The following is a 14,662-nucleotide window of genomic DNA, read 5'->3' as shown; positions in this document are numbered from 1 at the left end:
AGGTTCCGGCGCGACATGCTGTGGCAATCCAGCGGCGGCCTCGAGGCATCCTTGCGGCAGCTGCGGGTGTGGTATCAGCGGCACGCGGGAGCCGGGAACATCAGGGTGCACACGTGCACGTCGCTGTTTGATCCCTGCCGATATGTGACTCGTTGCCTCAGGCAATGATGTCAGGGGTAATCTGGTCGGAAATCACCGAAATGCGATCTCGCAGTTGCAGCTTGCGTTTTTTCAGCCGCTGCAACTGCAGCAGATCTGGTGCGGGGGAGCGCTGCAGGGCATCAATGGCGGCGTCGAGGTCGCGGTGTTCTTGCTGCAATCGGGCTAATTCGGCAGGGAGTTCGCGATCTTCGTCGTCGTTCATGATGTTCGCTGACTTGGCCCGCCAGTCATCTGGCGAGAATCCGTGAGGTAACTATCGCCGGTGGGGGCGCACTGCGCAAGCGGCCCGGTTCCTGCATTTTTGCAGTGCATTGGTTACGATTCGTTTTTCAAGATGTGCGGAGCGCGGCGGTACAATTTTCAAGACCCATCGACAGATGTCCACTGTCATGTAGACTTCATCGTCCAACCGAACCCGACTGTGTGGTTTCTCAACCTACCGAGGAGTTTTCGAATGGCACTTCAGGCGCACCTTGTCGAACTCGAACGCAAGCACAAGGTTCTCGAAAGCGAATTGCACGACGCCTTGCTGCATCTTTCCACCGATGATCTTCGTATCGTGGAACTCAAGCGCCGGAAACTGATGGTCAAGGACGAGATTGAACGCCTTCGACAGACGAGTAGCACCCTCCACTGAGATTTCTCAAAAACATTCCCTGACATAACGCCTCATCGGATGACGTTGTCAGGTCTGCGTGTCCGCATCGTGCAGCCATGATGCCCACACGCTCCCGCTCTTGCGACGAAGCGATCTGCTACGACGGTTGGACCAGATTGCTTCGGACGCAGGTGCGGTTCAAATACGCATCACGGTTGCACTTCGATTCCCGCGACTTTCGCCACATGATCCGCGATCGCCAGCGACGAGGTCAGGCCGGGTGACTCGATGCCGAACAGGTTGATCAGGCCGGGCACGCCATGCATCTGCGGGCCCTGGATCATGAAATCCTGCGTCGCCACTGCGGGCGGCACGATCTTCGGACGCATGCCGGAATAGCTTGGCATGAGGGCGCCGTCGGGCAGCGCCGGCCAGTAACGGCGGATGGCGGGATAGAAACGTTCGCCGCGGGCGGGATCGACTTCGTAGTCGATGTGATCGACCCACTCGACATCGGGGCCGAAGCGCGCCTGGCCGGCGAGGTCGAGCGTGAGATGCACGCCGAGGCCGCCGGGCTCGGGCACCGGATAGATCAGGCGTGAGAATGGCGCCTTGGTGCTGCAGCTGAAATAGCAGCCTTTGGCGAGATAGGCCGGCGGGATCAGATCGAGCGGCATGCCTTCCAGCAGGCGCGCGATCATGGTCGCGGAAAGGCCGGCGGAATTGATCAGCATGTCGCAACCGAGCGTCATCGGCGCATCACCGCCGACCTCCACTTCGAAACCGTCTGCCGTCACCCGGCCGCGTTCGAAGGGCGCAAGGAAGGCGAAGGCGGCACCGGCGGCTTCAGCTTCGCCGCGCAGCGACAGCATGTACGAGTGACTATCGATGATGCCGGTGGAAGGTGACAGCAGGGCGCCTTCGCAGGCCAGGGCGGGCTCGAGTGCACGGGCTTCATGGCCCGACAACACCTGCATGTCCGCAACGCCGTTGGCCTCGGCATGGGCCTTGATGGAGGCGAGCTTCGCCATCTCTTCCGGCCGCGTCGCGACGATCAGCTTGCCGCAATTCTTGTGCGGGATGCCGCGGCTGCGGCAATAGTTATAGAGCTTGAGCTTGCCAGCGACACAGAGCTTCGCCATCAGGCTGCCTGCGGTGTAGTAGATGCCGGCGTGGATCACTTCGCTGTTGCGCGAGGAGGTGACGGTGCCGATGGCGTCGGCGGCTTCCAGCACGATGACTTCGCGCCCTGCTTCCGCCAGCCGGCGGGCGATGGCGAGGCCCACGACACCGGCGCCGACAACGACGCATTCAACCCTGTCCATCCGTTCCCTGTCCCGTTCTGCGGCCGGCGTTGTGCCTGATTAGCAAAGCATTAAGCATCGCAGCTAAATACCGCAATTTTTGCCGATCCAGTCAGGCTGCGTTCAGGTGCATTTACCTGATCAAAATACCTGGAACTGAAGACTTGCGCTCTGCGAATACGCGGGTGCGCAATGACTGGCAAGATCGGGCGAGTAAAGAACAGGGCGGTCGGGCGCATCGGCGCCGTCGTCTGGTTGCTCGCCGTCCCATGCAGTGCGCTGGCCGAACAGCCGGCTGCCGTCGCCGAAAGGGTCGTGGGGTCCCCCTTCATCTGGAACGTCGTGATCGGTGGTCTGGTGGTTGGCGCCTTCACGACGGCAATCGTGTTCTGGGTCGCTTCCGCTCTGAGCAAAGTGCAGCGTCAGCAACAGCAGCGCAACGAATTCGTGGGGTCTGCGCTCAATCATCTCGGTCAGGGCATCGTCATGCTCGATGCGCAAAAGCGCCTCGTGTTCTGCAACGACCGTTATCTGGACATCTACAAACTGACGCGGGCCGAGGTCAGCCGGGGGATGACCGGCCCAGCTCTTCGCGCGTTGCGTCGTCAGCGCGGCACCGCCGATGCCAACGAGGACGCGCATTACGACAAGGCGATGTCGTCAGGCGGCTATATCGCCGAATTGCCGGACGAGCAGTTCGTCCATGTGAAGTTCAGCCGTCTGCCCAATGGCGGCTGGATCGGTATTCACGAGGATTGCACGGAACAACGCCGGATGCAGAACGAGCTGGCGAGTGCCAAGCAGTTCCAGCAGACGGTGCTGGATAACATACCGGTCTCGCTGATGGTGCAGGAAGTGGCGACTGGCCGCTATCTGTTTGCCAATCGTAATGCCGAGGTGATCCTGGGTCGCCGCCGCGAGGATGCGATCGGCAAGACGGTGCTCGAAATGCTGCGGCCCGAGGAAGCCAAAATCATTGTTGCCCGCGATCAGGCCGCTATCAAGAGTCGCACGCCGGTCGCCGAGGAACATCCGATCTCGACGCGTGACGGGTTGCGCCTATTCCTGACCCGCCGCGTCACCGTGCAGGACGAGGATGGTCAGGCACAATATCTGATCAAGACGCATGAGGATGTCACCGACCGTCGCCAGACCGAAGCACGGATGGCGCATATGGCCTATCACGACGGCCTCACCGATCTGCCGAACCGTCCGGCCTTCGTGCAGGCGCTGACACAGATGATAGATGCCTGCACCGAGGCGGAGGAGGTTTTCGCAGTGCTGTCGATCGATCTCGACGGCCTGAAGGAAATCAACGACGTATTCGGCCATGCCATCGGCGACAAGCTGCTCACGGAAGTCTCCCAACGGATCGAGGCGGCAATGGGCGGTGGCGTCGTAGCTCGCCTCGGCGGCGACGAATTCGGCGTCATCATCGATGGCCCGCAGCCACAGACCGGACAGGCGCTGGCGGAGCGTATTGCGGCCGCGCTCGCCGAGCCGTTCCCGATCGATGGCAAGGCGGTGCGTATCGGCGTGACGACCGGCATCTCGCTATTTCCCCGCGACGGCCGCGATGCGGCGGCGCTGCTCGCCAATTCCGGCGCTGCCCTGTTTCGCGCCAAGACGCGCTCCCGCGGTTCGATCAGCGTGTTCGAGCCGGAAATGGATCAGCAACTGCGTGACCGCCGCGTGCTGCACCAGGAACTCTCCGCGGCCATCCGCAACGGCGAATTGTCGCTGCATTATCAGCCTCAGGCCCGGGCCAGCGAGAATGTGCTGGACGCCGATATCACCGGCTTCGAAGCGCTGGCGCGCTGGATTCACCCGACCCGCGGTTTCGTCTCACCGGCCGACTTCATCCCGCTCGCTGAAGAGAGCGGCCTGATCGTCGAGATGGGCGAATGGATTCTGCGTCAGGCCTGCCGTGAGGCGGCCTCATGGACGGTGCCGTTGCAGGTCGCGGTCAACCTGTCGCCGGCGCAATTCGTGCGCGGCGATGTGGTTGGGGTCGTGCATACAATCCTGCTGGAAACCGGCCTGTCGCCGGGCCGGCTGGAGCTGGAAATCACTGAAGGCGTGCTGATCGAGGATTTCGATCGCGGGCTGGCGTTGCTGCGGCGGCTGAAGGCGCTGGGCGTGCGCATCTCGATGGACGATTTCGGCTCGGGCTATTCGTCGCTGACCTATCTGCAGGCATTCCCGTTCGACAAGATCAAGATCGATCGCGCCTTCGTTATGCATCTCGGCCGCAATCCGCAATCGGCTGCCATCGTCAGGGCGGTGATCGGGCTCGGTCACGGCCTCGATGTTTCCATCGTTGCCGAGGGCGTCGAGACGCATGAGCAGCTCAGTTTCCTCGCACGGGAAGGTTGCGACGGCGTGCAGGGTTATTTCATCGGCCGCCCGGCGCCGATCGTGCAATATGCCGCGCTGGTGGGCAAGGCCACCGGCGTCCGCAAGGCCGGGTGAGTGCCGGACTCTGCGATGACCGCGACGTGCGAGCGGCCACAGTCCTCGTCCTGAGAGTCTGACTGGAATGCGGTCCGTAGTTTGGCGTTGCTGGTCGCCCAGGCGGAACGCTACACACTCCGCCCCTCCCGCCTGAACGCAGTTGCGTTCAGGCTGAGGTGAGGAGGCGCGCAGCGCCGTCTCGAACCATGAGCTGACTTGGCTCGGAGCCTTTTCGGCCATCCTTCGAGACGCCGCTACGCGGCTCCTCAGGATGAGGGACGGAGAATCGAGATACTGAGCTGAACGGGCATTATTCGGAGCAAAAGCAGCCGAAAACCACCTCGACCGCTTTATGAGTTAGACTCTGAGGAGCCGCGCAGCGGCGTCTCGAAGGATGGCCGCGCGCTCAGGAGCCAGGGCATCTCATGGTTCGAGACGCGCGCAACGGCGCGCTCCTCACCATGAGGGAGGGAGATGGTCTCCTCCTTTTCCGAGTGTTGAGCCCGCCCGGTTCCGCCGCTAGTTTGCGGCCATGACGAATCCCGCCACCACCGCCGATGTCGCGACCGAGGACGACCTCGCTGTCGCCTATCCCACGCCGCTGCTGCGGATCGACGCTGTGTCGAAGCGTTTCGGTGCGCATGCGGCCGTCGACGGGTTGTCGCTCGATATCCGGAAAGGCGAGTTCTTCGCGCTGCTCGGGCCGTCCGGCTGCGGCAAGACCACGCTGCTGCGCATGCTGGCCGGTTTCGAGACGCCGGACAGCGGCCGCATCGAACTGAACGGCGAGGACATCGCCGCGGTGCCGCCGCATCAGCGGCCGGTCAACATGATGTTCCAGAACTATGCGCTATTTCCGCATCTGAGCGTGCGCGACAATATCGGCTTCGGGCTGAAGAATGCAGGTCTGACCCGCGTCGGCATCGACGCACGCGTGGCCGACATGATTGCGCTGGTGAAGTTGACCGGGCTCGAGCAGCGCAAGCCGCATCAGCTCTCCGGCGGCCAGAAACAGCGCGTGGCGCTGGCTCGCGCACTGGCGCGGCACCCGAAACTGCTGCTGCTCGACGAGCCCCTGGCGGCGCTCGACAAGAAACTGCGCGAGGAAACGCAGACGGAGCTGATGCGGCTGCAGCGCCAGCTCGGCCTCACTTTCGTGATCGTAACTCACGATCAGGACGAGGCCATGTCCATGGCCGACCGGATCGGCGTCATGCATGGCGGCCGCCTGCAACAGGTGGCGACGCCGCGGCAGCTCTATGAAGCACCGGCATCGCGTTGGGTCGCGGAGTTCGTCGGCGACATCAATGCGATCGAGGGCGAGATCCGCGTTCGCGACGGTCATCGCCTGACCATCGAGGGCCACGGCACGGGCACGCTGTTTGCGACCCTGCCGCAGCAGCCGCCCGACGCTCTCGCGGTCTGCGTGGCGATCCGGCCGGAAAAGATCAGGCTGTCGCGCCGCGGGCTGGCCGCCGGGCTCAATCATTCTGGCGGCATGAACAGCATCGAGGGGGTCGTCGACGATGTCGGTTATCTCGGCGGCCGCTCGGTCTACAAGCTGAAGCTCGATCACGGCGCGACCTTGCGCGTAGCATTGGCGAACACCGCCCGGCTCGATGTCGATGCCTATGCGATCGGCGAGCGCGTCACCGCCTGGTTCACGCCGGACGACTGCGTGGTGCTCGCGCGATGAACGCCAGACGCCTGTTCACCGCGCCGGCTCGCCGGATGGCGATCCCGCCCTATGTCTGGATGCTGCTGTTCTTCCTGCTGCCGTTCGGTTTCGTGGTGAAGATCAGCCTGTCGCAGACGACGCTGGCACAGCCGCCTTATCTGCCGGTGTTCGGATTGGCGGATGGTTTTGCGGGACTGAAGGATGCGTTCGCCGCGCTGTCCTTCGACAATTTCCGGTCGCTGCTGGCGGACCAGCTTTACGTCTCGTCCTATCTGCGCAGCATCACGGTGGCCTTCACCGCGACGCTGCTGCTGCTGGTGATCGGTTATCCCGTGGCCTATGGCATGGCGCGGCTGCCGGCGCGTTGGCAGGGCATCGCCATGATGCTGGTGATCGTGCCGTTCTGGACCTCGTTCCTGATCCGCATCTATGCCTGGATCAACATCCTGCAGCATGACGGCCTGCTCAACCAGATCCTAATGGCGCTGCATCTCGTGAGCGCGCCGGTGGTCTGGCTTGCCACCGACAGCGCCATGTATCTCGGCATCGTCTATTCCTATCTGCCCTTCATGATCCTGCCGCTCTATGCGACGCTCGCAAAGGCCGATCCGGCGCTGCTGGAAGCCGCCGCCGATCTCGGCGTGTCGCGTTTCGATGCGTTCTGGATGGTGACGGTGCCGCTGTCCTGGCGCGGCATCTTCGCCGGCGCGCTGCTGTGCTTCATTCCGATCACCGGCGAATTCGTGATCCCGGATCTGCTGGCGGGCTCGGACTCGATGATGATCGGGCAGACGCTGTGGCTGGAATTCTTCACCAACAAGGACTGGCCGCTGGCCTCGGCGCTGGCGGTGGTGCTGCTCGGTGTGCTGCTGGTGCCGCTCCTGGTCTATGATCGGGTGCAGCGCCATCATCTGGAGCGCCGCTGATGAATTCGCATCCGCTCCGCCTGTCGCGCCTCAACATCGCCTCGCTCGCGCTCGGCTTCGCGTTTCTTTATCTGCCAATCGTCATTCTCGTCATCTATTCGTTCAACGCCTCGCGCCTCGTGACCGTGTGGGGTGGCTGGTCGACGCGCTGGTACACGGAATTCTTCAACGACCGCGCGATGCTCGATGCGGCGTGGATGAGCATCCGCGTGGGCGTGGCATCCGCGACCTTGGCGACGCTGCTCGGCACGCTGGCGGCGGTGGCGCTGACCCGCGGCGGCGGTTTTCGCGGGCGGGCCGTGATGTCCGGCATGCTCTATGCGCCGCTGGTGATGCCGGAGGTGATCACCGGCCTGTCGCTGCTCCTGCTGGTCGTCGCCATCGACGCCGGCCGCGGTTTCTGGACCGTCACCATCGCGCATACGACGCTGACCATGTGTTTCGTCACGGTGGTTGTGCAGTCGCGCCTTGCCGCAATCGATCGCAGCCTGGAGGAAGCGGCGATGGATCTCGGCCGCGATCCGCTTCGCGCGTTTGTATCAGTGACGCTGCCGCTGATCTGGCCGGCGATTGCGGCGGGCTGGATGCTGGCCTTCACGCTGTCGTTGGACGACCTCGTGATCGCGAGTTTTACGACGGGGCCGGGTTCGGCAACGCTGCCGATCCGCATCTATTCGGAAGTGCGCCTGGGCGTGAAGCCGGAGATCAACGCGATCTGCACGCTGATCGTCGGCTTCATCACCGTCCTGATCGTCGCGGCATCACTGGCGACGAAGCTGTCGAGCAGCAAGGGCGAGAGCGCGGCGCCGTTGTAGCGGCGTTCAGTTCGCCTTCTCGGGCTCCGCCGGTGCAGCGGCAGCTGGGGTTTCATCCTTCTTCTCCGCATCCGGCTGCAAGGCCTTCGGCGCCGAGGTGAAGCGCTCGATCACCGAACGCACGGCATCCTTGGTCTTGCGGTCCTTGACCGCATCGAGCAGCGGCGCGGCGCCGGGCGAGCGGCGGATCAGGCTTTCGGGGTCCGGGAAGATCAACGGATCGTCCCACGGCCCCTGAATGACGAAAGGCAGTTCGAAGCCGCCGCTGCCATTGGCGGCGGCTTTCAGGCTGGCGGTGCCCTTCATGTCGTATTCGCGGGCGGGGACCGAGGCGGTGCCGGTCAGCGTCAGCTTCGAGGTCGGGCCCTCGATGCGGATGTCCTGGGCGGTGGCGGTGCCGTCGTTGAATTTCAACTGCATGACCAGATTCGAGAACGGCGTCGAGCCGGAGCGGAAATTGCCGGCGCCGGAGAGCGGGCGGCGCTCGAGGCGTTTCAGGAGCTGTTCGACATTGAAGCCGGTAATGGCGCCGTCCTGACCGATCAGGGTGGCCGAGCCGTCGAGCGACTGGGCGAGGCCGAAGGGCGATGAGCCGGAGGCCTCCAGCATCATGTTGAGCGTGCCGCGGCCGGTGAGGCGGGTGACGCCGAACAGGTCGCTGGCGCAGGCGAGCAGATCGACATCGCTGAACTGCACCTGCGCCTTCACATCGGCGATACTGTCCGAACGCGCGATGCTGAACGAGCCGCGGGCGATGCCGCCGTAGACCTGCGCTTCGCCCACCGACAGCGCCAGCGCGCCGCCGCGCAGATTTGCGCCGAGCGCGGTGCGGCCGAGGGTCGAGGAGCCGATGGTCACCTTGGCCGCGGAGAGCCGCATGTCCAGATCGACGGAGGACAGGGCGTCGAGATCGAACAGCTGTCGGCTCCAGTCGCGCTGGCCGGAGGCGAGCAGGCGCACGGTGGAGACATAGGGCGTGAAGTCGAGCGCGCCGGCGGCCAGCGTTGCTTGCAAGGTCTGGCGGCCTGAATTGCTATAGGTCATGACGCCTTCGGCGGTGTTGCCGTCGAGTTCGACATTGACATTGGTGAGCGCGATGGAAGGACCGACCAGGCTGGCGCGCGCCTTCAGGGCGAAGCGGCCGAAGCCGCCGGCGCCGGGCGGGGACTGGCCGACCCAGCGCAGCGCATTGCGCAGCGACAGGCTGTCGGCGGTGAGCGTCCCCTCCATCACCAGACTGGCGCGGTTGGCGATATTGCCGTCGAAAGCGAGCTTGATCGGCGCGCTGGCGAAACGCGCCTTCAGGCCGGAGCGCTCGCCGGACAAGGCGGCGAGGAAGTCGCTGACGCTGAGGCTTGCATCGACGCGCTCGCCGCGCCAGTCGAACTGGCCAGTGGCGGCGAAGGAGCGTGAGATCGAGGGCCACGCCAGCGCGAGGTCGATATCGTTCAGGCGCTCGTGATTATGCGAATCGCGGTAGTCGAGCTGGCCGTCCTGAATGCGGATTTCGGAAAAGGAGAGCTGTTCCGCGCCGGGCTTGGTCTTGCGTGCGATGGACTCGATGAACGGTGCCCAATTGCTGTCGCCATTGGCCTCGCGGATCACGCGAATGCGCGGCCGTAGCATCACCATGTCGGCGATTTCGAAACGCTGCAGCAGCAGCGGCAGCAGGCGCAGATTGGCGGTGAGGACGTCCACCGACAAGGCGGGATCGATGGCGCCGCCGTTCTTCAGCCCGACATCGTGAAACGACACATAGCTGCCGGGGAATACCGAGATATCGACGGCGCCGTTGACCACGAAATCGAGCCCGGTGACGCTGCGGATCTGGGTTTCGACCGCGCTACGCAACGCCTCACGGCTGAGCAGCCACGACATGGCGGACAGCCCGATCACGACGACGCCCAGGAACGCCACGATGGGCATCCCCAGGCGCTTTATTCCTTGGGCTTTCGTCAATGATCTATCCGGGGTTGCTATTCGTTCAAACGCAGCCGGGGCGCAGCCACGTCCGTGCTCGCCCCGCATCCAAGGTCCTCAATTTGATCGGTTTTCTTGACGCTTTCAAGGCCGGACGGGGTGTGAAGGGGTCGCATCCACTGCGATTGACGGGCTCAAAGGTTTCCGCCTAATACTTCGTCGCATTGCGGCACCAGCCGGACCTCCGAGCTCCTTTCATCAGGTCGATTCCCCCATGGTCAACAAGGTCTACCCCGACGCCAAATCGGCACTCGACGGCATCCTCAAGGACGGCATGATGATCATGTCGGGCGGCTTCGGCCTGTGCGGTATCGCCGAGGATCTTTCCGACGCGCTGCGCGACAGCGGCGTCAAGGACCTCACGGTCGTCTCCAACAATGCCGGCGTGGATGGTATCGGCCTGTCGCGTCTGCTGGAGACCCGCCAGATCAAGAAGATGATTTCGTCCTATGTGGGCGAGAACAAGCTTTTCGCGCAGCAGTATCTGGCCGGCGAGCTGGAACTCGAATTTTCTCCGCAGGGCACCCTGGCCGAGCGTATCCGCGCCGGCGGCGCGGGCATTCCCGGCTTCTACACCAAGACCGGCGTCGGCACGCTGATCTCCGAAGGCAAGCCGACCATGGAGTTCAACGGCGAGACCTACATGCTGGAGCGCGGCCTGTTCGCCGACATCGCGATCGTCCATGCCTGGAAGGGCGATACCGCCGGCAACCTCGTCTATCGCAAGACCGCGCGGAACTTTAACCCGATGATGGCGACCGCGGCCAAGATCACCATCGCCGAGGTGGAGCACCTGGTGCAGCCCGGCGAGATCGATCCGGATCATATCCACACGCCCGGCATTTTCGTGCAGCGCATCGTCGAGGTCGGCACCGGCAAGAAGCGCATCGAAAAAGTCACTTCCCGTCAGCGCCCCGCTTAACGCTCAGACATTCAGCAGGAGAGCCACAATGGCCTGGACCCGCGATCAGATGGCAGCCCGCGCTGCGAAGGAACTGCGTGACGGTTACTACGTGAATCTCGGCATCGGTATCCCGACGCTGGTGTCGAACTACATTCCGGAAGGCGTCGACGTTCAGCTGCAGAGCGAGAACGGCATGCTCGGCATGGGCCCGTTCCCCTATGAGGGCGAGGAAGATCCGGACCTCATCAATGCCGGCAAGCAGACCGTCACCGAACTGCCGACCACCAGCTACTTCTCGTCGGCCGACTCGTTCGGCATGGTCCGCGGCGGCCACATCGACCTGTCGATTCTCGGCGCCATGCAGGTGGCTCAGAATGGCGATCTCGCCAACTGGATGATCCCCGGCAAGATGGTGAAGGGCATGGGCGGCGCGATGGATCTCGTCGCCGGCGTCAAGCGCGTCGTCGTCGTGATGGAGCATTCCGCCAAGGACGGCGCGAAGCTACTCAAGAAGTGCGATCTGCCCCTGACCGGCGAGCGCGTGGTCGATATGGTCGTCACCGATCTCGCGGTGTTCACCATCGACAAGCATGGTGATGGCGGGATGGCACTGATCGAACTCGCCGATGGCGTGACGCTGGACGAGGTGAAGGCAAAGACCGAAGCCGATTTTCGGGTGGCGCTGACCAATACGTGAGATCGTAACCCGTAGGATGAGGTGAGCGCAGGCGCATCGCGCCGGAGCGGAACCATCACCTGCGGCACGTGTTATCGATGGGTTTCGCTGCACTTTACCCATCCCACGAGTTCGTGCCCGGCGCCGCCGGGCATTCGCATATTTTAAGGACATTGCATGAGCGCCCGTCTCGAGGACCGCACCTTCATGCTGTTGCTGATTGCGGTGTCGCTCGCTTTCGGCTGGATTCTCTCGTCCTTCTACAGCGCGATCCTGTGGGGCATCGTCATCGCCATCATGTTCGCGCCGATGCATCGACGGCTGCTGGCGCGGATGCCAAAGCATCCGAACTCTGCGGCGCTGCTCACGGTCGGTCTGATCGTTCTGATCGTCATTCTGCCGCTGACCGTGGTCGGCGCCTCGCTGGCGCAGGAAGCGGCTGCGGTGTTCGGAAAGATGAAGTCCGGTGAGTTCAATCCGGTACGCTATGCCCAGCAGATTTTCGATGCGGCACCGGCCTGGATCAAGAGCACGCTCGATCGTTTCGGCATCGAAAGCCTCACCGGTCTGCAGGAAAAACTGTCGAACGGGCTGATGCAGGGCAGCCAGTACTTTGCGTCGCAGGCGCTGAATATCGGCCAGGGCACGTTCGACTTCATCGTCAATCTCGGCATCATGCTCTATTTGCTGTTCTTCCTGCTCAAGGACGGCGATGCGCTGGCGGCGCGTTTCAAGGATGCGATCCCGCTGAAGCCCGGCCTGCGCGACGATCTGATCGAAAAGTTCACAGTGGTGATCCGGGCCACCGTCAAGGGTGGCATTCTCGTCGCGCTGGCGCAGGGCGCGCTTGGCGGGCTGATCTTCTGGATTCTTGGCATCAGTGCCGCACTGCTCTGGGCGGTGCTGATGGCGTTCCTGTCGCTGCTGCCGGCGGTAGGGGCCGGTCTCGTCTGGATGCCAGTGGCGGTCTATCTGCTGGCGACGGGCTCTGTCGTGAAGGGCGTCGTGCTGATTGCCTATGGTTTCCTGGTCATCGGCCTCGTTGACAACATTCTGCGTCCGATGCTGGTGGGCAAGGATACCAAGCTGCCGGATTATCTCGTGCTGCTGTCGACGCTCGGCGGGATCAATGCGCTCGGGCTCAACGGCTTTGTGGTGGGACCCGTGATTGCGGCGATGTTCGTGGCGGGATGGGCGATCTTCGCGCAGTCGCGGAGGGGGGGCGAGGTGATTGTCGCGGATTGATTGCTCCGTACCCCGGACGCGATGCAATACGAAGTATTGCTTCGCAGAACCGGGGCCGTATCAAGCGCCGGAGTTTATGATGATCCCGGCTCTGCGCAGCGGCATGAAGAATGCCGCAGCGCGTCCGGGACACAGATAGCTACGCCGGCCCCTTCGGCACGTCGGCAAAGCGCGTCAACCACATGACCGGCCCGATACTTGCCGCAACGATGAGCAGCGCCGCCAATGCGCCTTCCTCGAAACTGCCGCGGCTCGCATATTGATAGATCGAGGTTGCCAGCGTTTCGACATTCAGCGGGCGCAACAGCAGCGTGGCCGGCAATTCCTTCAGGCAATCGACGAAGACGACGATGACGGCGCCGAGCAGCGCAGGGCGCAGCAGCGGCAGATGGATGGTGTGCAGAGTCGTCATGACGGGCGCACCCGCAGCGCGGGCGCTATCGTCATAGTCGGCCGGGATGTGATCGAACCCGGCCTTGATGAGGCCGGTGGGCACCGCGAGGAAGCGGATCACATAGGCAATCACCACGGCGGCACCGGACCCGATCATCACCAGGCCCGGGAGCGGCATGCCGATCCATCGTGCGACGGTGTTGACGCTGTTGTCGGCGAACAGCACCGGAGTCAGCAGGCCGAGCGCCAGCACGAGGCCGGGCAGCGCGTAACCTGTCTGCGCGATGGCGAATGACGCATCCGTGAGGCGCGATGCACGCCAGCGCTGCGCGATCACCACGACGAGGCCGAGCAGCAACGCGATGCCGGTGGCAATGGCAGCGAGCATGATCGTGTGACCGGCATCGCGCCAGACCGTCGTTTCGCTCGCGAGCAGCCCGCGACGGATGCTCTGATGCAGCAGATAGAGCAACGGTACGGCAAAGCCGAGCAGTGCAGGGAGAAGGCAGGCGACGAAGGCGCAGGCGCCGCGCCAGCCATGGAGCTGCGTCCGCGGCATCAGGCGCGGGTTTTCGGCGGAGAACTCGAAGCTGCTTTCGCGGCGTCCAAATCGTTCGATCGTAATCAGGACGGTGACGATGGCCAGCATGAACAACGAGAGTTGCGCCGCGCCGGCGAGGCTGCCGCGATTGAGCCAGGTGGTAAAGACCGAGACCGTCAGCGTGCGCACGCCGAGATATTCGCTGGCGCCGATATCGTTCAGCGTCTCCAGCGAGACGAGGGCGAGACCGACTGCGAGGGCCGGCCGCGCCATCGGAAGCGAGACGCGGCGAAACGTCGTCCAGCGGCCGGCGCCGAGCACTTTCGCCGCTTCGGCAAAATCTGCGCTGCGATGCTGAAACATGGCGCGGGCGGAGAGATAGACATAGGGATAGAGCACGAGCCCGATGATGAAGACAGCACCCGGAAGCGAGCGCATGGCAGGCAGCAGCCTGATGGCGTCGGGCAACGGCATGGCCGTCGCCAGCGCGCGATGGATGAGACCGAGCGGTTCGAAAAGATCCACATAGACATAGGCGGCGAGATAGGTCGGGATCGCCAGCGGGAGCGGCAGCAGCCAGAGCAGCAGCGCGCGGCCGGTGAAATCATGCGACGAGATCAACCACGCGGTGCCGGCACCGATGGCGAGGGCGACGAGGCCTACGCCGAGCAGCAGCGCAGCGGTGTCGCGCAGGGCCTGCGGCAGGACATAGGCGAGGAGATGTTGCCAGAGTTCGGGCTCGGGCTGCAGCGCAAGAACGGCGATCGATATCACAGGCGCCGCGACGAGGAGCGCGGTAGCGGCTGCGATGAGGATGGCTGCGAGTTCTGTGCGGGAAGGTGTCACGCAGCTACTTCAAACACTGTATGCTCGTAGCCCACACTCCGACCTTATGGTGAGGAGCGCGCTGTTGCGCGCGTCTCGAACCATGAATGTGGAGCGCATCCTTCGAGACGCGGCCAAGTGGCCGCTCCTCAGGATGAGGG

The 14,662-nt window shown here is 63.6% G+C and carries 12 protein-coding genes; 8 read left to right on the top strand and 4 right to left on the bottom strand.

The window, feature by feature from the left end; translation table 11 throughout:
- Positions 1 to 157: 157 nt before the first annotated feature.
- Positions 158 to 364: a YdcH family protein gene (locus E0H22_RS21865; protein WP_233023067.1), complete on the bottom strand. Its 207-nt coding sequence runs from the start codon at positions 362 to 364 to the stop codon at positions 158 to 160.
- Between the two features lie 252 nt (positions 365 to 616).
- Between E0H22_RS21865 and E0H22_RS21860 the strand changes: the two genes are divergently transcribed.
- Positions 617 to 799 (top strand): YdcH family protein, encoded by a 183-nt coding sequence (locus E0H22_RS21860; RefSeq protein ID WP_233023066.1) that lies wholly within the window; start codon positions 617 to 619, stop codon positions 797 to 799.
- 170 nt (positions 800 to 969) lie between these two features.
- Here the strand turns inward: E0H22_RS21860 and E0H22_RS21855 are convergent, their stop codons facing one another.
- On the bottom strand, positions 970 to 2,085 hold the full coding sequence (locus tag E0H22_RS21855; RefSeq protein WP_233023065.1) for an NAD(P)/FAD-dependent oxidoreductase: 1,116 nt from the start codon (positions 2,083 to 2,085) through the stop codon (positions 970 to 972).
- A gap of 171 nt (positions 2,086 to 2,256) precedes the next feature.
- On the opposite strand from E0H22_RS21855, the gene E0H22_RS21850 reads away from it, so the two are divergent.
- The 4 genes from E0H22_RS21850 to E0H22_RS21835 all read left to right on the top strand — a co-directional run bounded on the left by E0H22_RS21850 (position 2,257) and on the right by E0H22_RS21835 (position 7,937).
- Positions 2,257 to 4,536 (top strand): putative bifunctional diguanylate cyclase/phosphodiesterase, encoded by a 2,280-nt coding sequence (locus E0H22_RS21850; protein WP_233023064.1) that lies wholly within the window; start codon positions 2,257 to 2,259, stop codon positions 4,534 to 4,536.
- A 514-nt stretch (positions 4,537 to 5,050) separates the two neighbouring features.
- Positions 5,051 to 6,214 (top strand): ABC transporter ATP-binding protein, encoded by a 1,164-nt coding sequence (locus E0H22_RS21845; protein WP_233023063.1) that lies wholly within the window; start codon positions 5,051 to 5,053, stop codon positions 6,212 to 6,214.
- Entirely contained in the window at positions 6,211 to 7,122 is a 912-nt protein-coding gene (locus tag E0H22_RS21840) for an ABC transporter permease (protein WP_233023062.1), read from the top strand. The genes E0H22_RS21845 and E0H22_RS21840 overlap by 4 nt, the downstream gene beginning before the upstream one ends.
- Positions 7,122 to 7,937, top strand: coding sequence for an ABC transporter permease (locus tag E0H22_RS21835; protein WP_233023061.1), 816 nt, complete (start codon positions 7,122 to 7,124; stop codon positions 7,935 to 7,937). Before E0H22_RS21840 ends, E0H22_RS21835 begins: the two co-directional genes overlap by 1 nt.
- Before the next feature lie 6 nt (positions 7,938 to 7,943).
- Here the strand turns inward: E0H22_RS21835 and E0H22_RS21830 are convergent, their stop codons facing one another.
- A complete protein-coding gene (locus tag E0H22_RS21830) occupies positions 7,944 to 9,863 on the bottom strand; it encodes an AsmA family protein (RefSeq protein ID WP_233026477.1) in 1,920 nt (639 codons plus the stop codon).
- Between the two features lie 268 nt (positions 9,864 to 10,131).
- Here E0H22_RS21830 and E0H22_RS21825 point away from each other — a divergent pair, with 268 nt between their 5' ends.
- The 3 genes from E0H22_RS21825 (at position 10,132) to E0H22_RS21815 (ending at position 12,742) form a co-directional block, all read left to right on the top strand.
- Entirely contained in the window at positions 10,132 to 10,839 is a 708-nt protein-coding gene (locus tag E0H22_RS21825) for a CoA transferase subunit A (protein WP_233023060.1), read from the top strand.
- A 28-nt stretch (positions 10,840 to 10,867) separates the two neighbouring features.
- Entirely contained in the window at positions 10,868 to 11,518 is a 651-nt protein-coding gene (locus tag E0H22_RS21820; RefSeq protein WP_233023059.1) for a CoA transferase subunit B, read from the top strand.
- Positions 11,519 to 11,674: 156 nt separating this feature from the next.
- Complete coding sequence (locus E0H22_RS21815) at positions 11,675 to 12,742, top strand: AI-2E family transporter (protein ID WP_233023058.1); 1,068 nt, start codon at positions 11,675 to 11,677, stop codon at positions 12,740 to 12,742.
- A 139-nt stretch (positions 12,743 to 12,881) separates the two neighbouring features.
- On the opposite strand, the gene E0H22_RS21810 is transcribed toward E0H22_RS21815, so the two are convergent.
- Positions 12,882 to 14,522, bottom strand: a complete 1,641-nt coding sequence (locus E0H22_RS21810) for an ABC transporter permease (protein WP_233023057.1) — start codon at positions 14,520 to 14,522, stop codon at positions 12,882 to 12,884.
- Positions 14,523 to 14,662: the final 140 nt, after the last annotated feature.

The sequence above is a fragment of the Rhodopseudomonas boonkerdii genome (assembly GCF_021184025.1).
Lineage (GTDB): Bacteria > Pseudomonadota > Alphaproteobacteria > Rhizobiales > Xanthobacteraceae > Tardiphaga > Tardiphaga boonkerdii.
This window is presented reverse-complemented; position numbering and strand designations above follow the sequence as displayed.